The 23,451-nt window shown below is 41.3% G+C and carries 24 protein-coding genes; 15 read left to right on the forward strand and 9 right to left on the reverse strand.

Annotated elements, in window-relative coordinates:
• Positions 1–40 precede the first annotated feature (40 nt).
• Complete coding sequence (locus ACM0OT_RS14495) at positions 41–2,137, reverse strand: hydantoinase/oxoprolinase family protein (protein ID WP_414565048.1); 2,097 nt, start codon at positions 2,135–2,137, stop codon at positions 41–43.
• 195 nt (positions 2,138–2,332) lie between these two features.
• Here ACM0OT_RS14495 and ACM0OT_RS14500 point away from each other — a divergent pair, with 195 nt between their 5' ends.
• The 4 genes from ACM0OT_RS14500 (at position 2,333) to ACM0OT_RS14515 (ending at position 7,340) form a co-directional block, all read left to right on the forward strand.
• Positions 2,333–3,070, forward strand: coding sequence for a phycocyanobilin:ferredoxin oxidoreductase (locus ACM0OT_RS14500; protein ID WP_414565049.1), 738 nt, complete (start codon positions 2,333–2,335; stop codon positions 3,068–3,070).
• A gap of 685 nt (positions 3,071–3,755) precedes the next feature.
• Entirely contained in the window at positions 3,756–5,261 is a 1,506-nt protein-coding gene (locus ACM0OT_RS14505) for an HlyD family efflux transporter periplasmic adaptor subunit (RefSeq protein ID WP_414565050.1), read from the forward strand.
• Positions 5,262–5,307: 46 nt separating this feature from the next.
• Complete coding sequence (devC, locus tag ACM0OT_RS14510) at positions 5,308–6,462, forward strand: ABC transporter permease DevC (protein ID WP_414565051.1); 1,155 nt, start codon at positions 5,308–5,310, stop codon at positions 6,460–6,462.
• A 143-nt stretch (positions 6,463–6,605) separates the two neighbouring features.
• Entirely contained in the window at positions 6,606–7,340 is a 735-nt protein-coding gene (locus ACM0OT_RS14515) for a DevA family ABC transporter ATP-binding protein (RefSeq protein ID WP_414565052.1), read from the forward strand.
• Positions 7,341–7,423: 83 nt separating this feature from the next.
• Here ACM0OT_RS14515 and ACM0OT_RS14520 read toward each other — a convergent pair whose 3' ends face one another.
• Entirely contained in the window at positions 7,424–8,242 is an 819-nt protein-coding gene (locus tag ACM0OT_RS14520; RefSeq protein WP_414565053.1) for a hypothetical protein, read from the reverse strand.
• 100 nt (positions 8,243–8,342) lie between these two features.
• On the opposite strand from ACM0OT_RS14520, the gene ACM0OT_RS14525 reads away from it, so the two are divergent.
• Positions 8,343–9,155: an HAD-IIB family hydrolase gene (locus ACM0OT_RS14525; protein ID WP_414565054.1), complete on the forward strand. Its 813-nt coding sequence runs from the start codon at positions 8,343–8,345 to the stop codon at positions 9,153–9,155.
• A gap of 23 nt (positions 9,156–9,178) precedes the next feature.
• Here ACM0OT_RS14525 and ACM0OT_RS14530 read toward each other — a convergent pair whose 3' ends face one another.
• The gene (locus ACM0OT_RS14530; protein ID WP_414565055.1) at positions 9,179–9,637 is read right to left on the reverse strand and encodes a YraN family protein; all 459 of its coding nucleotides are present in this window, start codon (positions 9,635–9,637) and stop codon (positions 9,179–9,181) included.
• A gap of 15 nt (positions 9,638–9,652) precedes the next feature.
• Between ACM0OT_RS14530 and ACM0OT_RS14535 the strand changes: the two genes are divergently transcribed.
• Positions 9,653–10,162 (forward strand): pentapeptide repeat-containing protein, encoded by a 510-nt coding sequence (locus ACM0OT_RS14535; protein ID WP_414565161.1) that lies wholly within the window; start codon positions 9,653–9,655, stop codon positions 10,160–10,162.
• A gap of 112 nt (positions 10,163–10,274) precedes the next feature.
• Positions 10,275–11,240, forward strand: a complete 966-nt coding sequence (locus ACM0OT_RS14540) for a protochlorophyllide reductase (RefSeq protein WP_414545357.1) — start codon at positions 10,275–10,277, stop codon at positions 11,238–11,240.
• 125 nt (positions 11,241–11,365) lie between these two features.
• On the opposite strand, the gene ACM0OT_RS14545 is transcribed toward ACM0OT_RS14540, so the two are convergent.
• Both ACM0OT_RS14545 and dnaG read right to left on the reverse strand, forming a co-directional pair.
• A complete protein-coding gene (locus tag ACM0OT_RS14545) occupies positions 11,366–11,986 on the reverse strand; it encodes a Uma2 family endonuclease (RefSeq protein WP_414565056.1) in 621 nt (206 codons plus the stop codon).
• Positions 11,987–12,117: 131 nt separating this feature from the next.
• Positions 12,118–14,034 (reverse strand): DNA primase, encoded by a 1,917-nt coding sequence (gene dnaG, locus ACM0OT_RS14550; protein WP_414565057.1) that lies wholly within the window; start codon positions 14,032–14,034, stop codon positions 12,118–12,120.
• Between the two features lie 129 nt (positions 14,035–14,163).
• On the opposite strand from dnaG, the gene ACM0OT_RS14555 reads away from it, so the two are divergent.
• Entirely contained in the window at positions 14,164–15,516 is a 1,353-nt protein-coding gene (locus ACM0OT_RS14555; RefSeq protein ID WP_414565058.1) for an N-acetylmuramoyl-L-alanine amidase, read from the forward strand.
• 14 nt (positions 15,517–15,530) lie between these two features.
• Here ACM0OT_RS14555 and ACM0OT_RS14560 read toward each other — a convergent pair whose 3' ends face one another.
• Positions 15,531–16,304, reverse strand: a complete 774-nt coding sequence (locus ACM0OT_RS14560; RefSeq protein WP_414565059.1) for a hypothetical protein — start codon at positions 16,302–16,304, stop codon at positions 15,531–15,533.
• A 186-nt stretch (positions 16,305–16,490) separates the two neighbouring features.
• On the reverse strand, positions 16,491–16,679 hold the full coding sequence (locus tag ACM0OT_RS14565) for a GMC family oxidoreductase (protein ID WP_414565060.1): 189 nt from the start codon (positions 16,677–16,679) through the stop codon (positions 16,491–16,493).
• A gap of 55 nt (positions 16,680–16,734) precedes the next feature.
• Between ACM0OT_RS14565 and ACM0OT_RS14570 the strand changes: the two genes are divergently transcribed.
• Positions 16,735–17,382 (forward strand): hypothetical protein, encoded by a 648-nt coding sequence (locus ACM0OT_RS14570; RefSeq protein WP_414565061.1) that lies wholly within the window; start codon positions 16,735–16,737, stop codon positions 17,380–17,382.
• On the opposite strand, the gene ACM0OT_RS14575 is transcribed toward ACM0OT_RS14570, so the two are convergent.
• Positions 17,343–18,194, reverse strand: a complete 852-nt coding sequence (locus ACM0OT_RS14575) for an S-layer homology domain-containing protein (protein WP_414565062.1) — start codon at positions 18,192–18,194, stop codon at positions 17,343–17,345. The genes ACM0OT_RS14570 and ACM0OT_RS14575 overlap by 40 nt on opposite strands.
• Before the next feature lie 216 nt (positions 18,195–18,410).
• Between ACM0OT_RS14575 and ACM0OT_RS14580 the strand changes: the two genes are divergently transcribed.
• Positions 18,411–19,331 (forward strand): DUF2382 domain-containing protein, encoded by a 921-nt coding sequence (locus ACM0OT_RS14580; protein WP_414565064.1) that lies wholly within the window; start codon positions 18,411–18,413, stop codon positions 19,329–19,331.
• 158 nt (positions 19,332–19,489) lie between these two features.
• Here ACM0OT_RS14580 and ACM0OT_RS14585 read toward each other — a convergent pair whose 3' ends face one another.
• Positions 19,490–19,645: a hypothetical protein gene (locus ACM0OT_RS14585; protein ID WP_414541580.1), complete on the reverse strand. Its 156-nt coding sequence runs from the start codon at positions 19,643–19,645 to the stop codon at positions 19,490–19,492.
• Positions 19,646–19,754: 109 nt separating this feature from the next.
• On the opposite strand from ACM0OT_RS14585, the gene ACM0OT_RS14590 reads away from it, so the two are divergent.
• The 5 genes from ACM0OT_RS14590 (at position 19,755) to ACM0OT_RS14610 (ending at position 23,450) form a co-directional block, all read left to right on the forward strand.
• Complete coding sequence (locus ACM0OT_RS14590; protein ID WP_414565065.1) at positions 19,755–20,582, forward strand: S-adenosyl-l-methionine hydroxide adenosyltransferase family protein; 828 nt, start codon at positions 19,755–19,757, stop codon at positions 20,580–20,582.
• 33 nt (positions 20,583–20,615) lie between these two features.
• Entirely contained in the window at positions 20,616–21,272 is a 657-nt protein-coding gene (locus tag ACM0OT_RS14595) for a DUF2301 domain-containing membrane protein (protein ID WP_414565066.1), read from the forward strand.
• Between the two features lie 40 nt (positions 21,273–21,312).
• Entirely contained in the window at positions 21,313–21,939 is a 627-nt protein-coding gene (locus tag ACM0OT_RS14600; protein WP_414565067.1) for a YdcF family protein, read from the forward strand.
• A 38-nt stretch (positions 21,940–21,977) separates the two neighbouring features.
• Positions 21,978–23,096 carry a DNA-processing protein DprA gene (dprA, locus tag ACM0OT_RS14605; protein ID WP_414565068.1) on the forward strand — a complete coding sequence of 373 codons (1,119 nt, stop codon included), beginning with the start codon at positions 21,978–21,980 and terminating at the stop codon, positions 23,094–23,096.
• 93 nt (positions 23,097–23,189) lie between these two features.
• Positions 23,190–23,450: a hypothetical protein gene (locus tag ACM0OT_RS14610; RefSeq protein WP_414565070.1), complete on the forward strand. Its 261-nt coding sequence runs from the start codon at positions 23,190–23,192 to the stop codon at positions 23,448–23,450.
• The last annotated feature ends 1 nt before the right edge of the window (position 23,451 follow it).

Below are 23,451 nucleotides of genomic sequence, written 5' to 3' on the forward strand. Positions count from 1 at the left end.
TATATCAAAAGTGAAATAAATAAAAAGAGCATCAGAAAAATCAAAAACAAGAAAGAATTAAATGATTACGTTTAGTTAATCTGGCTGCCCAATTTAACTCCACAATAATTGTGCTAATTTTTTCCACAATAACGGCAGGGCCATTAATCTTATCTTCTGGTTGTAAATCTTCTCGTCGATAAACAGGTGTATCATGCCATTGGTCACCCGTAAACATTTTGACTATTTCAATACTTGAGGGAGCTGCATCTTGAGGTCGAGTACGAGTAATTAACGGTTCTTCAGGAGTATCCATTTTCTGAATTACTTCTACAGATATAGATTCGACAATTAAGGGTTTTTCTACTTGAATGAAACCGTAGCGAGATTTATGTTCAATTTCAAATTCTTGTCGCATTATCGCTACATTATCAGCAAAATTAATATTTAAGGTTGAGTTAGTTCCCTCATATTTTAAATTTAGTTTTTGGATAACTTCTGCTTCGCCATTGTCACCCTGTGAAGTTAATTCATTTCTTGCTTGGGTTTCTAAGGTTTTAATTAACTGCTGTAATTGCGGAATTAATGCTGGAGTTAAATGTTGTTCTACTCCTCTTTCTCTAATTGCTCGAATATCAGCCAATCCCATACCATAAGCAGATAAAACACCCGCGTAAGGGTGGAGAAATATTATTTTCATCCCTAAAATATCGGCGATTAAACAAGCAACTTGCGCCCCGGCGCCGCCAAAACAACAAAGGGTATATTGGCTGACATCATAGCCTCTTTGTAAACTGATTTTTTTAATAGCATTTGCCATATTTTCCACAGCAATAGCGATAAATCCGGCTGCTACTTGTTCGGGTGTACGATGATTTTGTGTAATTGCTGCAATTTCTTGAGCTAATTGGGTAAATTTGTCAAAAACAATATTTTTATCTAAAGGCAAATTACCATCTAAGCCAAAAACAGAGGGGAAATATTGCGGATGAATTTTACCTAACATCACATTGGCATCTGTAACTGCTAATGGCCCACCTTTGCGGTAAGATGCAGGACCAGGATTTGATCCGGCTGATTCTGGCCCGACACGATAACTAGAACCATCAAAAAAGAGAATGGAACCGCCACCAGCGGCAATGGTATTAATAGCTAAGACAGGAACTCTCATGCGCGCCCCAGCAATTTCGGAATTTAGTTGGCGTTCATACTCTCCTTTAAAATGGGCAACATCTGTACTGGTTCCACCCATATCAAAGGTAATAACTAACTCAAAACCTGCTCGTTGACTAGTTTGGACTGCACCGACAATTCCTCCAGCCGGGCCACTTAAAATACTATCTTTGCCTTGAAATTGTTGAGCCGCAACTAAACCACCATCAGATTTCATGAACATTAATTTGACTTCGGGTAATTGACTGGCTACTTGATTGACGTAGCGCCGGAGAATGGGCGTTAAATAAGCGTCAACAACTGTGGTATCACCCCGGCTAACTAATTTCATTAACGGACTGACTTGATGCGATACCGATATCTGCGTAAAGCCAATTTGTTGGGCAACTTGGGCTACCTGTTGTTCATGATGGTGATAGCGATCGCTATGCATAAATACTATGGCACAACTGCGAATACCTGTGTTGTAAACTGCTTGGAGGTCTTGTTTAACTTGTGAAATATTTACAGGTATTAATTCATTACCGTGAGCATCATAACGTTCATCAACTTCTATGACTTGTTCATACAACATGGTTGGTAAAACTATCTGCCGAGCAAAGATATCAGGACGATTTTGATAACCAATATGTAAGGCATCTTTAAAACCTTTGGTAATCAGAAGAACCACGCGATCGCCTTTTCGTTCCAACAGTGCATTGGTGGCTACTGTAGTACCCATTTTCACTACTTCTATTGCTTGTGTCGGCATCAATTCATTACTAGAAAGACTCAGGATATCCCGAATACCTTGAATCGCTGCATCGGCATATATTTCAGGATTTTCTGAAAGTAATTTGTAAACAATTACCCATTGCTGCCCAGGAATCGGCACAATTAAAAACCGCTCAGGATGTCGAGCAAGTTTATAAATAATTTCTGGATTATTAGTAATAGCAACTATATCTGTGAATGTACCACCACGGTCAGCAAATACTTTTAACATTTTTATTTCCTCAATGTTTGATATATCAAAAATTAAAATCTTGAGCAGCAACAATAATTTTGACCAACAAAACAAGTTTGTAATATTAATTTACATGAACCAGGTGCAAGTATTTGCTGATGTTGCCAGCCCGAACAGAACTGACACAGCAAGTTGTAAACTGACAAATAAAGAGCATTTTTAATAATTGAGAAGATGTCATTAACCCCTATTCCCTCGCTGCGTGAGCAACAACATCCCTTAATTCGCCAACTAGCTGATTGTATTGAAGCAGTTTGGCACAAGCACTTAGATCTATCACCTTACCACTTGCCTGCTGAGTTAGGCTATGTAGAAGGTAGACTAGAAGGCGAAAAACTGACCATAGAAAATCGCTGCTATCAAACACCCCAGTTCCGCAAAATGCACTTAGAACTGGCAAAAGTGGGCAATATGTTGGATATATTACATTGTGTCATGTTTCCTCGACCAGAATATGACATCCCGATGTTTGGTTGCGACTTAGTAGGGGGTAGAGGTCAAATTAGCGCAGCCATCGCCGACCTATCGCCTGTAAACTTAGAGCGTACCTTACCATTGGCATATAATACCCGACTCACAGCCCTGAGGCAGATCAACTTTTCCCAGCCACGTGAATTACCAGAATGGGGAAACATATTTTCCGATTTTTGCCTCTTTGTGCGTCCCAGTTCCCCAGAAGAAGAAACAACCTTTCTGTTACGTGTGCAAGAATTTTTAGACATTCATTGTACCCAGGCGATCGCCTCCAGTCCAGTTACCCCAGAAAAATCTCGACAAATCCTCGCCGGACAACGCAACTACTGCACCAAACAGCAACAAAACGACAAAACCCGCCGAGTCCTAGAAAAAGCCTTTGGCCAAGACTGGGCAGAAAATTACATGACTACAGTATTATTTGACCTCCCAGAATAACAGATGAGGGAGATGGGGGAAATAAAGGGGAAACTTTCTAGTCCCCAATCTCCATTAACCCTTATCTGTAGGTTCTGTTACGTTTTCCCAGAGCCGATGAATGTAGAATTTATTCAGCGAGAGTTTAATGGAGTAAGACAACATTAGTTTAGTTTTGGGATTAAATATCCAAAATATATAGATTGAGGTAAATAAACCTACAAATCGGTTGATCACCAATTTCAGGAAACTGTGATGTTTAGTACTTTATTTGAGATAAATTTGTAGTCTGTCGTTAACTCACTGAATACTCACTTCTGCCGTAAAAATGCTTTTTGAGACTGTTGGTATAGCCTCTCAAAAATCCAGCAGAAGTTATCGAAGTTTGAGAAAATGTTTGTCAATTTGTACTGGCAAATACTTATGTATGTAATGATATTTGCTGAATTTATACCAGGTTGCAAACAAAAATAGTTTTTGCATGATGTAACTCTCAATGATACTCAGAGCTACTGGAATGTCTTATTTACCAGGGTTGAGTGTTCATCAGGCAGTGGATTTTTAGCAAGACAAGCTCGAAATCACTGTTGTTTGTTTTTGTTGTTATCAGCTGGCCATTTACTAACAACTGTTTGGCGGAATTTAATTACCCCTAATTCGCTTTTTTTTATTTCCATCAGCACAATTCAAAAAGTGGGCAAAAACCATGTCAAGGGTGACTGAGAAGCCAAGCTCAAGAGAGCTGCTACTTGATCCGGAACAACCTAAGATTTGGTGGGGTATCGCTGTAGCCCTGCCAATTGTCATCGCCGCTGGGCTACTAACTACAGCTAAAGTTGAGCAGCTGAAAAAACTCGGCCCATCTGTACCCGTAAAACCATTGGCTAACAGCATTACTGCTGTGGGGCGTTTGGAACCCAAAGGAGAAGTGTTAAAGTTGTCGGCTCCTACGGCTGGATTGCAGTCTGCATCAAGAGTTCAACAACTCTTCGTGAATGAAGGCGAGCGGGTAAGGAAAGGTCAAGTAATTGCAATTTTAGACAACCATGACACTCAACTAGCAGCCCTAGAAGAAGCCAAAGCCAGACTACAAGAAGCACGGGCGAATTTAGCTCAAGTCAAAGTTGGCTCGCCTAGAGACATTGAAGCTCAAAATGCAATTATTGCTCGCCTACAAGCCCAATTAAACGGCGAAAGAGATGCTCAACAAGCAATGATTGCGCGGATAGCTGCCCAATTAAGTGGGGAAAAATTGACTCAACAAGCTACCGTTAATCGCCTAGAAGCCGAACTCAGAGGACAACAAGATAGTTTAAGCGCAACTGTTGCCCGCATCCGAGCCGAACAGCGCAATGCTCAAGTTGACGCTGGACGCTATGATATGTTGTACCGCGAAGGTGCTATTTCTCAGCAAGAACGGGATAGAAGAAGACTAAGTGCGGTAACTTCTAATCAGCAAGTTATTGAAAGCCAAGCCACCCTCAGACAAGTACAGGCGACTTTACGACAGCAACTAGCTGAAGCTAGAGCCAACCAGGTAAAAACTCTCGCAGTTTTAGAACAACAGTTGGTTGAAGCCAGAGTTAACCGCGATAAAACTCTAGTGAGTTTACAAAGGCAAATCGAAGAAGAACAAGCCAGACTGAATCGACTTGTAGAATTTCGCCCCACTGATATGCAAAGAGGACAAGCCCAAGTTAGTAATGCTATGGCTAATGTCAAAAGGGCAGAAGCAGAACTGAAATTAAGCTATGTCCAAGCACCAATTGCTGGCGAAATTTTAGCAATTCATACCAAAGCAGGAGAAGCCATAAACGCCCAAGGTATTGCTGAAATTGGACAAACCGAGCAAATGATAGTGATTGCTGAAGTACCTGAAGACAGTATTGCTCAAGTGAGATTGGGACAAACTGCTACTATCACCAGTGAGAATGGGGCATTTAGTGGAGAGTTAAAGGGAAATATCACGGAAATTGGCAGAAAAATTGGCAAAAGAGATGCATTAAGTATCGATCCTGTAGCAGATATAGACGCCAGAGTGGTGGAAGTCAAAATCGCCTTGAGTGCAGAAGATAGCCAGCGAGTTTCGGGTTTCACCAATGCCAGAGTAATTGCTGAAATTAGTAGACAAGTAAATACCGAAACAACAGTAACACCAAATTTTAAAAACAACACCACCGAGCAAAATAGTCCAACTCCCGATGAACCCTAACGCCTCTTAATTACGAATTAGCCTGTAAGCCTACCCAGCCGAAAAAATGAATCGTAAAATACCTCTATCGTGGTTACAACTGACGCGCGATAAAACTCGCCTAGCCGTGGCTTTGGCAGGAATTGCCTTTGCTGATATTTTGATGTTTATGCAAATTGGTTTTCGGGATGCACTCTATTATAGTAACGTCCGCTTACACGGTAGCTTACAGGGTGACATTGTGTTGATTAATAAACAATCCAATGCCTTACTAGCAATGGAACCCTTTTCTCAAAGGCGATTGTATAAGGCTTTAGAATTACAAGCTGTAGAGTCGGTACATCCAATATATTTGGATTATACAAGCTGGAGAAATCCTGTTACCGGTCGCCCCCGGAGCATTCTCATATTTGGTTTCAATCCAGAATCTAATTTGTTTGATTTGCCAGGTGTGCAAGATAATTTAGATAGATTGAAACTACCAGACGTGGTTTTATTTGACCGTTCTTCTAGGGAAGAATATGGCCCCATTGCTGCTGAATTAGATCAAGGAAATACAGTTACAGCAGAAGTACGCCGCAGGCGGATGAGAGTAGAAGGACTATTTACTTTAGGTGCATCCTTTGGCGCAGATGGTAACTTAATTACCAGCGACATTAATTTTTTAAGGATATTCACCGACCGTCAACGGGGATTAATTGATATTGGTCTAATTAAATTGAAGCCCGGCTCAAACCCTAATATTGTTGCTCAACAATTACGAAATTATGTGCCATCGGATATCAATGTTTTAACTAAGCAAGAATTTATCGACTTTGAGCGCAACTACTGGGCAGGTAGCACAGCTATTGGCTTTATTTTCACCTTAGGGACAATCATGGGTTTCATTGTAGGTACCGTGATTGTATATCAAATCCTTTATACCGAAGTTTCCGATCACCTGTCTGAATATGCAACTTTGAAGGCAATAGGTTATACACAAAGGTATTTATTAATAGTCATCCTCCAAGAAGCATTCTTATTAGCTTGCTTAGGATATATTCCTGGATGGATTGTGGCTATGTTTATGTATTCTAGCGCTAGAGAAGCTACATTGCTACCAGTATTAATGAGTTTTGGTCGAGCAACCACAGTGTTAATTTTGACCATAATTATGTGTTTTATATCCGGGGCGATCGCAGTACGTAAATTACGTTCGGCTGATCCAGCAGATATCTTTTAATAATTATCAATTACGAATTAAATATAAATGATAAATATTTATAGAGAAAAATCATTTATAATTTGTAAATGATATATATTCCACTCTTTACAGGCACTACAGTTCCGTCTCGGAACTATTAACACTTAACCAACCACTTTATCATGAGACAAGAACCTGTAATTGCCATTAAAAGCCTCAATCATTACTATGGCAAAGGCGCCCTAAAAAAACAAATTTTATTTGACATTAATCTCGAAATTTATCCCGGAGAAATTGTCATTATGACTGGGCCATCAGGTTCAGGTAAAACAACATTACTGAGCTTGATTGGTGGTTTACGGTCTGTACAAGAGGGAAGTTTAAAATTTTTAGGTGTCGAATTGTTTGGTGCTAGTCAAAATAAACTAGTGCAAATCCGGCGTAATATTGGTTATATTTTTCAAGCGCACAACTTGCTGGGATTCTTAACGGCTACGCAAAATGTGCAGATGGCGGTGGAATTGAATGATAATATCACTACCAGCGAAGCAATTGTGAAATCACAAGCCATGCTGGGTGCAGTTGGTTTACAAGACCGAATTAGTTACTACCCAGACAGTCTTTCTGGTGGGCAAAAACAAAGAATCGCCATCGCCCGTGCCCTAGTTAATAGTCCCCCACTGGTGCTAGCAGACGAACCAACAGCGGCTTTAGACAAACAATCAGGACGCGATGTCGTGGAAATCATGCAAGGGCTTGCTAAGGAACAAGGAACTTCGATCTTGCTAGTTACTCACGATAACCGCATCTTGGATATAGCCGATCGCATCGTCGAAATGGAAGATGGACTTTTAACCCGCGATTCGCAAACAGCAGTTATCGGTTACGATTCTGGAGTGGCAAATCATAATTCCTAACTCATACCATTGGGGATTTGAGACTTTAAATTGTGTTCAAGTTCGGATTGCTATTATATGGCAGCACCCTGAAGTCATAACTATCATTTAGCAGAGCCTGATTTTTTGACGCCCGGAGGATTCTGCGGTGCAGCAGCATTTCCTTGGCGACTAGTGCGAAAAGTCACATTCACGCCTTCATTAGATTGTTCCAGCACTAGTAAAGGCGTGGGTTTCGCTTTTTGATCCCAATGCATATAAGCAATCCGTCCTTGAATTGTCGGTTGCCAAGTATCCTCATCTTCAATGGGGCTAAGATAAGTTTCAATACAATCAATAATTTGGCTAATAGTCGCAGAAGTAGCTTGTGTTGGGAGCTTCATTAACCGGATTTGAATGCGAAACAATACTCGTTTAGCCGCAGTTGCACCTGCGCCAGTCTCATATTCGACATCAAAAATTTCATCTACCTGTCTTCCCGCACTACTAGCAATACCGACGATTCCTTGTTGGGCTTGATTGGGACGTAAAGCTTGAGATATTTTATCTTTGATCTTGATTTTAATTTGATTGATGATGGCAAAGTGAAATACTTCCTCTGACATCCGCATTCGCAGATAATCTAAATTAAAGTCTCGTGAGTTCACCAAATCAGGATTAGTTTCCATTTTGCGAATCGTTTCCAGCGCTAGCTTAAACTTCTTCTCGATTTCGCGCGATCGGAACTTTTCAAATTTGAGTGTTTTCTCAAACTTATCCATCTGAAATTTGCCATACACAATTAAAGCAATTATGCCTAAAGCCAGTCCTCCCGAAGTCATCACCAAAACAGGCGGTAGTTGGGCCTCACTTGCTTGTACTTGTTGAGATACGTTTTTTATCGGTGTCCTTGAGGATTGGGCCAGAAACATTGAAGTTAGCATGGTTGTCAAATATACAAAAGAGCAACAAGTGACTTATTATTTTTAGGATGCCCAAATCCTGAATCTCATCTAGCTGTATGATTATTATTTTTTACAGCATATGTATAGTCACTTAAACTCTCCTTCTCGGCAACCTCATCATCTCCCCCAACTGTCTCAGGCTTCTTGGAGCCAGATGCGTCTAATTGCTACAGATATGGATGGTACACTCACTCAACGAGGAAAATTTGCCGCCACTTTGCTGCAAGCTTTAGAAAATTTAGCGGCAGCTGATATCCAGGTATTAATTGTCACCGGACGTTCTGCTGGCTGGGTAAGTGGACTGAGTAGCTTAATGCCTGTCGTCGGGGCGATCGCCGAAAATGGCGGTTTGTTCTATCCATCTGGACAGGAGCAACTAGTAACTTTAACACCCATTCCTGATTTAGCAGCCCATCGACAGCGTTTAGAGTGGGCTTTTGCAGAATTAAAAACCAAATTTCCCCAAATTCACGAATCTGCCGACAATCGCTTTCGCATCACCGATTGGACATTTGATGTAGCTGATTTGAGTCCCAGTGAATTACAAACCTTGAGTAATCTTTGTCAACAAATGAATTGGGGATTTACTTACAGCAATGTGCAATGTCACATTAAGCCCCAAGGACAAGATAAAGCTGTGGGTTTGTTACAAGTATTGCGAGCATACTTCCCGGAATTTTTACCCAACCAAGTTGTCACCGTTGGCGATAGTCCCAATGATGAAAGTTTATTTAATCAAGATTATTTCCCCGTTTCTGTGGGTGTAGCCAATGTACTCAAATATACTAATCAGTTGCAACATCAACCTGTTTACATGACGACGGCGGCTGAAGGTGAAGGATTTTGTGAGTTATCTCAGTATATTTTGCAAAGTCGAAAAATCGAGCATTGAAAGCGATCGCCTGTTGGCATACTTCAATCACCAGAGTCAAAAGCTGCGGGAATATATTCTTGCAGATAAAATTGATATCCATCTGCTGATAAGCTAGCTAAAGGTTCTAGAGTCAGTCTTGATTCAGGGTATCGTGTTGAATAGTAGACAATAGCGACATCAAAACGACACAGGTACTCGGCTTTTTCAGGATACTGAGCTAAAAACATTGCCGCTGTCCGCCAAATTTTTACCTGCTTTTGTGGGGTAATGGCATTTCTACCCCCTGCATCCCAATTCCCGCAACTACGGGTTTTCACTTCCACAAAAGCTAATTGAGTCAGATGTTGTTCATGATGTTGGGCAATAATGTCGATTTCTCCCCAGCGGCTAGAAAAGCGACGATGCAAAATCATCCAACCTGTTGATTGTAACCATTGTGCTACCAGGTCTTCTCCTAATTGACCAATATCGCCATAATGAGAGGGAGGAGGGTTCGCCATTGGCTAAAAATTATGATGAATAATAGATTAAGTAAGGGAATTTGGGCAAGCATACTTAGTGTATTGCTTTGGTGTGTAGTTAGCATCACAGCTACTACAGGTTTTACCCCAACAGCATTAGCCCTCGAATACAACAAAGAAATTTTGGTAGAAGCTGATTTTTCTGGACGTGATTTAACAGACTCTAGTTTTACTAAAGCTAATCTGCGACAGAGTGACTTTCACAATGCTAATTTGCGCGGTGTTAGCTTTTTCGCAGCCAATTTAGAGTCGGCAAATTTGGAAAATGCTAATCTTTCATTTGCCACTTTAGATTCAGCTAGGCTGATTAAAGCAAATTTGACCAATGCAATTCTCGAAGGTGCCTTTGCTTCTAACGCTAGGTTTGATGGTGCAACCATTGATGGCGCAGATTTTACGGATATTTTGCTGCGTCAGGATGAGCAAGACAAATTGTGCCAACTTGCTAAAGGTACTAATCCCGTTACAGGACGAGACACGCGGGATACGTTGTTTTGTCCCTAACGATAAGGGAGGTAATCCTCTTTTCAAAAATTAAGAATTGTGTGGTTCATTGGTGTGAGAACATTAAAAATTATCAAGATGGTCTAAAGACGGTTAATGAAGTTTTAAGAAAATGGCACAACATCAGAAGTCAACAGTCGTGATCACGGGCGCTTCCTCCGGGGTGGGTTTGCAAGCCGCGAGAGCGTTTTCCCAAATGGGGCAATGGCATGTGGTGATGGCCTGTCGGAATTTATCGAAGGCGGAAGAAGCTGCCAAATCTTTGGGAATGCAGCCAGACACCTACACACTTATGCATATTGACTTAGCATCTTTAGAGAGTGTTAGGCAGTTTGTGAAGGAGTTTAGGGCCAGTGGTAAGTCTCTGGATGCCTTGGTTTGCAATGCAGCAATTTATATGCCTTTAATTAAGGAACCATTGCGTAGCCCAGAAGGATACGAACTGAGTGTGGCGACAAATCACCTTGGACATTTTCTTCTATGTAACCTCCTTCTCGAAGATTTGAAGAATTCGCCATCTCCAGAACCGAGATTAGTAATTTTGGGAACTGTCACCCACAACCCGAAGGAGTTGGGAGGTAAAATTCCCCCACGTCCAGACTTAGGTGACTTGCAAGGCTTTGAGGCAGGATTTAAAGAGCCGATTACCATGATTGACGGGAAGAAGTTTGAACCTGTCAAAGCTTATAAAGATAGTAAAGTATGTAACGTGTTGACCATGAGAGAGCTACATCGACGCTATCACGAGTCACACGGCATCACATTCAGCTCTTTGTATCCTGGTTGTGTGGCGACAACAGCATTATTCCGGAACCACTATCCGCTGTTTCAGAAAATTTTCCCCCTTTTCCAAAAGTACATTACTGGCGGTTTTGTAACTGAAGAAGAAGCAGGCGATCGCGTGGCGGAGGTAGTCACAGATCCCGCATACAGCCAATCTGGTGCTTATTGGAGCTGGGGAAACAGACAAAAGAAAAACGGTAAATCCTTTGTTCAAGAAGTCTCTAATGAAGCCAGCGATGATGATAAAGCTGAACGGATGTGGGAGTTGAGCGCCAAATTGGTGGGATTAGCGTAACACAACAAGATACCCCTGACATTGGATTGCGCGACATAAAGTGATCTTTGGAATCCCCCGCTACACCATGACGTTATAGATAACTTCAGGGTTAGCGGTGGGATGATGTCAAGAGGAAATTCTCATCACGACAAAGCACCATTAAAAATTTGGTTAGCAGTCAGTTTCAAATCTGGAAAAGTAAAAGATGTAATAAATTCGGTATTTCTAAATTGAGTGACTTGATATTCTTCATCAACTAAACGATAAATAGAAATGGTTGGTTGTTTGGGATTCCCAATAAATTTTCTGGCCCCCAGAGCTGCATAATCAACAATCCAATATTCGGGAATCTTCATGGCTTCATAATTCCCTAATTTAGTGTAATAATCATCTTCCCAGTTTGTACTCACAACCTCAATGACTAAAGGAATTGATTCACTTTGAGTGACGGTAGATTCTTTTTCCCACAATTCCTCATTGTGTAAATTAGCATCATTGATTAAAACCACATCTGGTGAGTAACCTGATGATTTTCTTGGTGGTTTTACTAACGCTGTTTTGGGGATAAAGTATGGCAGTTTCAAGCGCTTATACTCAACACTAATTTCCCCTGATAAAAATCCCGTGACTTTTTCATGTTTTCCGCTAGGTTGAGGCATTTCAACAATTATCCCATCGTGTAATTCGTAACGTTTCCCTGTGTTTTCCGGCAGCCACTTAACAAATTCTTCAAAGGTAAATAGTTTGGGTAAAGTTTGAGCCATATCAAAACCTCCACTTGTTTTGACTCTATCATTAATTTATACTTGTTGCTTTATTGCCTGTTGTGTAAGTGGGCAATGTTGAGCATTTACTCAATTTCCTGTTGTTATGAAAAACAAATTGTCATAGTTCATCAAAGCAAATCTGTAATGGAAAATTGTCTTTGGCGATCTAATTCTTGCAAACGCAGTTTTTCATTGTAGAAAGACTGATAATACGATTGCCATTTTTCCGGTTCGGTTTCTGCATCTGTTTGTTGCCAGAGTTCTAAAAAGTAACGATAGCGCTTCTCTCTTAATACTCTTTCCATACAGGCGATCGCCGCTTGAACTACTTGGGGTGTCCGCAGCATTTCTTTCTTGCTTGTCTCATTTACATGAAACAAATGGGACACTAATTCTATTTCTTCTGATAACTCTAAGTACCTATCTTGCAAACTTGAAACAAAATCTTCCTGTTCCCCTGTTGATTCTAAAATCTTCTGCCACAAAAATCGGTGGTGGGAAAGGCTAAATTCTAAATCTCGCTCTTCTAAGGTGTCAATAATAGTTTGCCTTTGTTCAGGACAGTGGAGGTAAATTTTGAGTAGTAAAGCTTCTGCTAATTCTAAAAGACTACGTTCGCCTGTAACCGAAGACTGGGTAATTTTTCTACTATCGCCTTTTTTCTTACTTGTTAAGGGTTGAGAATATGCCGCAGTAGTCGGAGCAATTTGAGTTAATAGATTTTCCACGCGTAAAGGTATCAGTCTCAAATCCCCTAAGCTGAGAATTTCGGCGCAGTGAGATACGTAATAGTTGCGTGTATCGCTGTTATCTATATTTTTTAGTAATTTTACTATCTGTTGCGTAACTTGTTGAAAATCGGTAGCTTGTTTTAAATCCCTTCCCGCAATTATTTGTTGAATCTGCCAATCAAGCCACAATGGGGCATTTACTAACAGTTGTTGATAATCTGCTGGTGTATGAGTATACAAGTACTCATCAGCATCCTTACCATCAGGGATGTTGAGAATCTTCAGCTGCACTTCCCCTTTGTATGCTAAATCAGCTATTTCCCCAATGGCTCGTTCTGCGGCGATATTTCCGGCTTTGTCAGCATCAAAGTTGAGGACTAATTGTTTAGATTCGGTGTATCGTAAAATTAATCTGACTTGTTCAATGCTTAAAGCCGTACCCAAAGAAGCCACAGCGTTGGTAATACCCGCAGCATGGAGAGCGATCGCATCAAAATATCCTTCTACTATCACAGCTTGATCAAGTTGGGAAATCCCTGTTTTGGCTTGATCAAGGGCAAATAAAGTTTTACCTTTACTAAAAAGCTCAGTTTCTGGTGAATTGAGATACTTCGGTTGCTCATCCGTCAGAGTTCTCCCACCAAAAGCAATGACTCGCCCTTGGATATCGCGGATGGGAATCATCAGGCGATCGCGGAATACATCATAGTAACCACTTCCTTCTTTCCGTGGCTTAATCAATCCCGCCTTTTCCACCAGTTGCACTGGATAATGTTTGTCTTCCACCAGATAGCGATGCAGGGTTTCCCAACCTGCGGGTGCATAACCCAAGCCAAACTGCTGAATTGTTTCTTCCTTCAGTTGGCGATCAGATTGCAGATATTCATATGCTGTTTTTCCTTGGCTTTGTCTGAGGGCGTGTTGATAAAACTGTCCGGCGGAAGCGAGAACTTCATATAACTGTTCCCGTAAAGAAATCTGACGCTGTAATTCTTGGCGTTGTTCGGGAGCGAGAGTTTGTACAGGTACTTGGTAACGCCGTGCTAAATCTAACACCACTTCCGAAAACGAGTGTTTGCCCAAATCCATCAAAAACTTAATGGCGTTTCCCCCAGCTTGACAGCCGAAGCAATAGTACATTTGCTTGGTTTGACTGACTGTGAAACTGGGACTCTTCTCATCATGGAAGGGACATAAACCCACAAAATCTTTACCACGCTTGCGTAAAACTACGTGTTCTGAAACCACATCAACAATATCAGCACGTTGTTTAATTTCCTCAATTGTGTCAGGGTGCAAGCGGGGAATTTGCATTTTGGCTCATGGGTTCGTAACTATCACTGCTGTGGGCTGACCCACTGATAGCTATTATATTCTTGTTGCCAAGCCAACAATTATGTATAAAATTGCTTACGCTTAATTTTCTTAGAGGAAATACTGACGATGGGACGTATTTTTATTTCAGCGGCTCACGGAGGCAAAGAAGCAGGAGGTATCGATCCTGGCTCAATTGCAGGTGGTACAACCGAAGCTAGAGAAATGATTCTGCTGCGGGATTTGATTGTCACAGAATTGCGATCGCGGAGTTTTGATGTTTTGGCAGTTCCCGATGACCTCAGTACTGTAGAAACTATTGCTTGGATTAATGCGCGGGGTCGTCGGGTTGATGTCGCCCTAGAAATTCATGCTGATGCTGCTAGCAGTCCGGCTGTGCGGGGTGCAAGTGTCTATTACATTGCCAACAATCAGGAGCGTAAAAGTAATAGTGAATTGGTTTTAATGGGGCTGTTGCGGCGTGTACCCCAGTTACCAAATCGGGGAGTCAAGCCAGACACCGATAGCGGGTTGGGGAGTTTAGCATTTTGTCGTCAAGTAGCTATTCCTTCTTTATTAATGCAAGTAGGCTTTATTAGCAGCCCTGAAGACCGCGCATTACTACAAAATCGTCGCCGTGATTTCGCTTTGGGAATTGCCGATGGCTTGGCATCTTGGAGTCGGGTAATTGACCCCACTGCGGTAACTCCCGTTGAACCAACTTATCCAGCAATTAATATTAATATTAATGGGCAAAAATATGCAGAGCAAGGAATATTAGTTAATGGTAATTCTTACATTCCTATTGATTTGGTAGATCAGTTACGAATTGATTTATCTAAATCACCCAATATTAACCGTATTAGTTATCGGAGAATAGTTTATATTAAAGCAGTAGATTTACGAGATTTTAATGTTGCTATTGGTTGGGATGCAGCAACTAGTACAGTTAGTTTACGCTCAAATTTATTAGTTTGCGCTGATAATCTTGACCGCATTATGTCACGGGGTAATACTTCAGAAGTAGAGTTGCAACTATTTCTGAGAAATAATAATGAAAATGCTTTGGTGACTTTTCCTGATATACCTAAATTGTATCGAGAAGAAGGTAATTCAGAGGGTGTGAATTATGACATTGCTTTTTGTCAAATGTGTTTAGAAACTGGATTTTTACGTTTCGGGGGTGATGTCAGACCCCAGCAAAATAACTTTGCCGGCTTAGGTTCCATTGGTGGTGGTGCTGAAGCTGCTTCTTTTTCTAGCGCTAGAATTGGTGTCAGAGCGCATATTCAACATTTAAAAGCGTACGCTAGTTTGGAACCTTTGGTAAATGAAGTGGTAGACCCACGGTTTCGCTTTATCACCAGGGGAATTGCGTCATCGATATATCAGCTTTCTGGGCGCTGGTCAGCAGATCTAGACTATGGTACAAAAATTTTAGCAATGATGAAACGACTGTATGAATCAGCACGACTTTTGTAATTCGTAATTCGGCACTAGGCTGATTTAAAAAATCGGATAATTTCGCGGACATGATCGAGAAATTGTCCGTCAGATGAAAGTTGAGCGATCGCACTTCTGGCTTCTCTGGCTAAACGTTCATGTTCGGTTTGATTTGTGGCCCGTAAATCTTCTAAACTAGCAGTTACCCTGGCTAAATCTCTGCGCGTTTCTTCGGTAAAGCGCTGTTGGGTTGCGGGTAATGAGTAATCTAGTTCTGGGTTGAGTTGTTGTTCTAAGCGTTTAACTGTGTCATCTAATTCATAAAAGCGATTACGGAGTTCCATTACATCTTCACGGGGATACCGAAATTCTTGGCTAATCATCCTCAACCGTGCATATAAATATTCGTAGGCGCGGATAGCTGGACGCAGGACGGTTAATAATAAAGCTGCACCAGAACTGATATATCCCACAGCGCTAATACCAGTGGCCGCAAGGGTATAAAGACCAACGGCTGAGAATAAGTGTAAAGCAACGGCTACCCAGAGCGATCGCTTGGCTAAAACGCTGACATACTTAACTTGCTTTTCATCTACAGGAATTTGTTTTTCCGTAGATTGTGCTGCTTCTGCTAAAACTTCTTTAGCCTGAAAATGTACACTCCAAGGTACAGTCACAATTACCAACAACCACCAAAAACTGGCACCACCAATTACCCAGTCTAGGAAGTTACCAGTAGGTATTTGGAACCATTGCAATACACCAAAACCCAGCAGTACTACAACTACAATTCCCACAATGGAACTGATGAAAAAATTCACATACATATTGCATAATCCCTAGTGAAACTATTACCTCAATCATGGCTACACATAAGGATTTATACGCAAATGCTTGTGATAGTTGTTCTAGCTGCACATCTTTGGGAACAATGTAGAGCCAATTCTCACAAGGTGTTTACAGGATTAGTGAAATGGGAAAAAATTCGGTTAATAAGTTGTCTGGAGCAGATGCTAACCGAGGCGGCGCGCAAGTGCAAGGATTGTGAAGGTGGGTGAGTACAAAGGTCCGGTGGGAAACACCGCCGAACTAGCCACATAGAGATTGTCAGTACCGAACACTCGACAATTCGGATCAACAACACCCTCTTCGGGTCGCCTAGCCATACGAGTGGTACCCATTTGGTGAGATGCATCGGTCATGTTCTCCAAACACGGCGGATCATTCTCGAAGTTAAAAAATCATCTGTTAGGAAAAATGGTTTTGCCTGAAAAGCCACAATCCGAGAATTTAAGTTTATGTATTACTTCAGAGGCGTTATCGCAAACAACCCTACCCCCACCTGTGGCGGTGATTTCCGGTTTAGAGGAAGTCAACTCTCAAGGAAAAGTCCTGAGTAAGCGTTTACCGCCGCCAGTCCGGCCACGCGGTGTTCATTTCTTTCTCGAAGAACTCGAACCCGGCAAATCTTACAATACTAAACAAACCCTGGTAGTTGAGCGTGAAGTGCTACAAAAAATTGGTGGTTGGGATAACCAGATGCGATCGCGCGTTCACTCAGAACTTTTTTTACGACTCAACCCAGCTTGCTCAATTATTGGTCTACCTAACATCACCTACCAGTTATATAACCACGGGGAGCCAAGAGTTTCACGCAATCCCATACTCCGCCAAGAAAGTTTTTTACGCCTAGTGCATAAACATCGTTCACTTTTTCAAGCCCATCCGCAAATGTTTGCTAAGTTTGTCTATCAACACGCTAACAAATGTTACGAAATGGGTTTAAAACGTGAAGCTTTCTACAATCTATGCTGGTCAATGCAACTAGATCCACTGCACATAGTGCCTAATTTTGCTGTCAAAATTTATCGGGCAGCTTGGCTAATTTCCGGCCGCACAATATAGTTATAGGCTGCTACATTGCTAGGAAGCGGTTCTATTCTCTCTTGAGCTACCAAAGTTTGGTGAATAAAAGCCGCCGCAGTGGCTCGTCTTAGAGGTTCATTTGGATTCAATACTTTGGGGTTGGGATAATTGACTACTAAATTCTTTTGCGTTGCTATTCCCACATAAGGAATGGCAGATTCAGGGATTTGGTCAGCATCTGTATAATATTCTCTTACAGTCCTAGCTAAAGGCTCGGCTACAGGAGTAGTAACTGGAGGTGTGGCTGGACGTGCTGCAACTACAGGCTGCATTAAAGAAGTCACAGCGAAAGGTAAATATATAGGTCTTCTGGTTGCTCGTCTTGTAGTTGTTTGGGCAGTTCGTGGCGCTAAATTTAAACCTCTAACTAAAGTGGTTAATGCCTCTACCCTAGAAACTGGTTGATTTGGGCGAAAATTCCCACCAGGACCACCGCTCATAAATCCTTGTTGAGCAGCTTCTTCTATTGGCTGTTCTGCCCAATATCCTTCAGGGACATCTTCATAGGCACTGCCACTTTCTATTTGCCTTACTGGCTCTTGATCAAAAGCTTGGCGAATCATAGCTGCAAATTCATCACGTTGTACAGCCTGTTCTGGTCGAAATGTTCCATCGGGATATCCAGCAATAATATTTTTTTGCGCTAAACGGTTAATAAATGGTTGTGCCCAATAGTCAGGTGGCACATCAGGAAAACTAGTTTGTGCTAAAGCAACAGAACTTAAACTTGCTGATAATCCTAAAGTTAAAAAAGATGCACTTAAGGCTGATAAGCCAGATAAAAAAGACATTTAACTTTTACCTCCACCCTATTTTGTGTATGGATACTTTTATATATAATTATAGTTTTTTTGCTTGCCTCAGTTATCTCTCAAATGATTTAAAAAATTATATCTAAAGTGATAAATTATGGTAGCATCAATGATTTAAGATTATATCAAGAGAAGGAAGTAAAAATAAAATTAAAATCATAAAATAAGGAGTGTAGATTTGGGAAAAATAATAATATGGCTCTTTATAAACTAAGAGATTTTGCTGGCGACTATAGAGATGCTGATTTTGATAATTATGAAATCAGAGATTTTGATGTTTACTCAGATATCAGCAATGAAAAAGTTGGCACAGTCAAAGATATATTAGTAGATGATGCAGGACGTTTTCGCTATTTAGTAGTTGATACAGGTTTTTGGATTTTTGGTAAGAAAGTTTTACTACCTGTGGGGCGTTCTCGCATCAGCTATGGTGATCGAACAGTCTATGCTACAGGGCTTAGTCGGGAACAAGTAGAAAGCTTACCTGATTTCCATGATTTAGAACGGATTGATTACGATTATGAAGAGCAGGTACGCGGAGTTTATCGTACTCCATTGGCAGAGAGATCCTTAGACACAGCAACGCCTCTAGAAGCTACATCACCCTTGGATACCCCACCAGCTTATGCTGATACTACACCAAGAGCAACTACACCTGCACCTACTTATGATCGCAATACTTATACGTATGAACGAGAACCAGAGTTGTACGACATGAGTGAGCAAAATCACCAAAACCTCAAATTGTACGAAGAACGTTTAGTTGCGAATAAATTTCGTAGGAAGACAGGGGAAGTAGCTATTGGTAAACATGTGGAAACCAATCAAGCAGAAGTTTCAGTTCCCGTGGAAAAAGAAAGAGTCGTAATTGAACGGACTACACCTACGGATGCGGGAAGAAAAGTTGCTCCTGGGGATGTAGACTTCCGCGAAGGTGAAGTTGCGCGTGTAGAGGTTTATGAAGAAACTCCTGACATCCGCAAAGAAGCCTTTGTTCGAGAAGAAGTTAATGTGAAGAAGGTTACGGAAGAGGATACAGTTGAGGCTCGAGAAACCCTGCGCCGGGAAGAATTAGACATTAATAAAGATGATCAATTGCGGAATAGAAAGAGCTAGTACCGCTGCGCGGAAGTCAAAAGTCAAAAGTCAAAAGTCAAAAGTCAAAAAGCTTTTATTAAGGTTATCAATTTAATTGATAGCCTTTTTGCTTATTTACAAAAATTAAAAAACCCGCCGAAGCGGGGTACCACACAACAAAACTATGAACTTCTGATTTAGCGGAAATATTGAATTTCTGCTTCTAGTTGATGAATCAACTGGGTGTCGCCCTTAGCCTTGGCTACTTGCAAACGATGCTCTAGGCTCTTTTGAATATTCACTCTATGAGTTTCTTGTGCTGTTCTCAAAGTTTGTAGTCTACTTTGACTCATAGTAACTAACTCCTATAAGTTTTATTATGTCTTGTATTGTTAACATAGCATATATTTTGTAGCTGTCGATACAGAAAATTATGTCTTAATATATTTTCATTATTTACTCATGTCCAAGTATCAAATCAGTCCATCATCGCTTCTTGTCCTGACGAGCGATTTTAGCGATCGCGATGTCTATGTAGGTGTAATCAAAGGTGTAATTGCCCAAATTAACCCCCAGTTAAGTGTAGTAGACTTAACGCACCAAATTCCGCCCCAGAATCTCGCCGCAGCTAGGTTTTGCCTGATGAATGCTTATCCTTATTTCCCCGTGGGGACAGTGCATATGGCAGTGATAGATCCAGGAGTGGGAAGTCAAAGACGAGCGATCGCAGTAGAATTGACCCAAGGGTTCCTGGTAGGGCCAGATAACGGGGTATTCAGTGGTGTACTCAGTCAAAGTCCAGCCGTTACAGCCGTCGAACTCACAAATTCCTATTATTGGCGAACTCCTGAACCTAGCAACACTTTTCACGGTAGAGATATCTTCGCACCAGTAGCAGCACATCTGGCCAGTGGTGTGCCGATTACAGAGTTGGGACAAGAAATCAATCCAGAAACTTTAATACAGCTGGATATAGGTGAGTGCAACCAAACAAATACTGGCGTCACAGGATGCATTCAATATATTGATTACTTTGGTAACTTAGTCAGCAATATTCCCCGAAGGTATGTGCAGCGTAAAACTTGGTGTGTGCAAGCTGCTGGGCTGTCCATACCAGGATGTGTAACTTACAGTGATGTGAAAGTGGGAGAGGTAGCCGCTTTAGTGGGGAGTCATGGCTGGGTAGAAATAGCGATTAATGGCGGTAATGCCCATTCACAATTACAGATAAATTTGCAAGATGCGTTACAAGTCTTATTTTTGGAGAAAAACCAAACCCCAGAAAATTGATAGAGTTAAAGTATAGTAGCAGCAATTTTAACTATGACTACACAAACATTATCTACACCAGAAGTTTATCAAGGTCAGTTTGGCGACTTTACCATCGATCAGAGCGATCGCATCGGTGTAATTATCTATCGTACTGGTTTAATAGTAGCGGCAATCAGCTTTGCCATAGGCAGCGCTTTGGTTTTGTTTAACAATAATCCCACTACCATCGCTGCCTTGACACCTTTATATGCCTGTTTTAGCCTGGCCCTGGGCGTGAGTTTAATCACTATTCACATCTACATGGCATTACTGCACCGACTGTTACAAGTTTTTTGGATAATTGGTAGTATTGCCGCAGTAGTTTTTGCCTTTTCTAGTAGTGAACCTTTAGCTGTGACAATTTACAACCAACCTCTAACATTATTTGGTGTCGGTTTTACATTTGTGGCATTGACAGGTATCTTTTTTAAAGAAGCTTTCTGTTTTCATCGGTTGGAAACAAAAGTATTAACCTTCACAGTACCTTTGCTGTTATTGGGTCATTTAGTAGGAATTTTACCAACTCAAGGCGAACAAATTTTATTAGGAGTTTGGGCAATTTTGTTGCTAGTATTTGCGGCGCGTAAGTCTGTGCAAGCAATTCCCGCAGATATTGGGGATAAGTCTGTATTTGCTTATTTACACAAACAAAAATCCGCTAAGATTTAACGTAAAATCATCAAAAATCCAGTTCAGACAACATCGATAAATGTGGACAACTACGGCTCAGGGATGGTTAATATTTCTGGTAATCATCGCTGTTGCCATATTTTATATCATTACTCATTTATACTCATTTCTCGCCGTAACTGCTCCCATCAAATCAGCAGATGCATTAGTCATTGAAGGATGGATATCAGACTACGCCATCGCTCAAGCATATACTGAGTTAAAAAGCGGCTCTTATAAATATATAATCACCATAGGAAGTTCCGTAGAACAAGGTTCATATTTAATTGAATACAATAATTTTGCGGAAATTGCCGCAGCAACGTTAAATAAAATGGGTATCCCCAAAGAAGATTTGGTAGTTGTTCCCAGTCAAGCGGTGGTGAAGGAGCGGACTAATGCATCTGCCATATCATTACTTCAGTGGTTATCACAGGCCAATTTACCCATAACATCCATAAATTTATTAACTTGTGATGCTCATGCCCGCAGAAGTTGGATGATATTTAAACATAGACTAGCTCCCCAAATTAAAGTCGGGATAATTGCTACTGAACCAGCAAATTATGACCCTGAAAAATGGTGGAATTCTAGTGAAGGAGCGCGGATAATTTTATCGGAAACCATTGCATATATATATGCTCAGTTTGTTAATTGGGAATCCTAATTGGGGAATACTCAAACCAGTAGACTGAGGATGACAAAGTGGGAGAAGAAAGGGCATATTGGCTGGCTTGGGCGCAAATTTCTGGAATTGGCCCGGTGTTGCTGCGACGCTTGCATCAGCATTTTGGTACTTTATCTACAGCTTGGAATGCCAACAAAGCCCAGTTAGCAGCAGTGGAAGGTTTTGGTGGGCAAACATTAGAGAAAGTCGTTCAACAGCGATCGCGTTTACATCCCGAAACATTACTTACCCAACACCAGCAAGAAAACCCTAATTTCTGGACACCAGCCGACGCAGATTATCCCCGCTTGTTACTGGAAACGCCTAGTCCGCCACCCATGTTGTACTATCGCGGTGAAGTTGACTTACAAGAAAATTCCGGACAAAAACCGCTGGTAGGGATTGTCGGGACACGCCGCCCTTCCGATTATGGTATCCGTTGGACGCGGCAAATTAGCACAGCTTTGGCGAAAAACGGTTTTACAGTTGTTTCGGGTATGGCTGAGGGAATCGATACAGAAAGCCACTTGGCCACGATGAAAGCAGGGGGAAGAACAATCGCAGTTTTGGGAACTGGTGTAGATGTGATTTATCCTCAGAAAAATCGGGATTTGTATAAACAGATTTTGAGTCAAGGTTTAGTAGTCAGTGAATATCCTGGCAAAACTCCACCCGATCGCACTCATTTTCCCCGGCGTAACAGAATTATTGCAGGTTTAAGCCGCGCTATTTTGGTCATGGAAGCCCCTGTAAAATCCGGTGCTTTAATTACTGCTACCTACGCCAACGAATTTGGCAGAGATGTCTATGCATTACCGGGAAGAATAGATGATCATCCATCCCAAGGGTGTTTAAAATTACTCAGCCAAGGCGCTTCGATGATTTTGCGGGAATTAGATGAACTGTTAAAGATGTTGGGAGCCATACCACAACTAGATGCTGTTGAGATAACACCAATTCCCGAAAAGTTAAGTGTGCCTAATTTATCACCAGAACTGCAACAAGTCATAGATGCGATCGCCTGTGATATCTTACCATTTGATTTTATTGTCCAACATACAGGCATGAATGCTGGTGAGGTTTCCAGTGCTTTATTACAGTTGGAACTGATGGGGTTAGTCTCGCAACTACCGGGAATGCGATATCAAAAAAATTAAATCCTCTGAAAAAAATTGGATATAAATTCAGGAATTGAAATTCTCAAATGCGTATTTACCTAAAGAGAAAAATCAAATCTACATCTAAGCTTTATGAAATCTTTCACTCCTGATTTAATTCGTGCTATCACCCCCCTATTTCTGGCAAGTATTGGAGCTTTTATTGGTGCGGCTGTGTTATTTTCACCCAAAATTAGTGATGCAAAATGGTCGGCTGGACTGGGACTAGCTAGTACTGCGATCGCAGGTGCGGCTGGCTTGGCTCAAACCAGTAAAAATGAGACAGACTTTTCAGTAAAAAAGCACGGTGATGATTTGCAAATTGAAACTCCATCAAATCAACAACACGACTAAA

The organism is Anabaena sp. CCY 9613 (genome assembly GCF_963920895.1).
GTDB lineage: Bacteria > Cyanobacteriota > Cyanobacteriia > Cyanobacteriales > Nostocaceae > Cyanocohniella.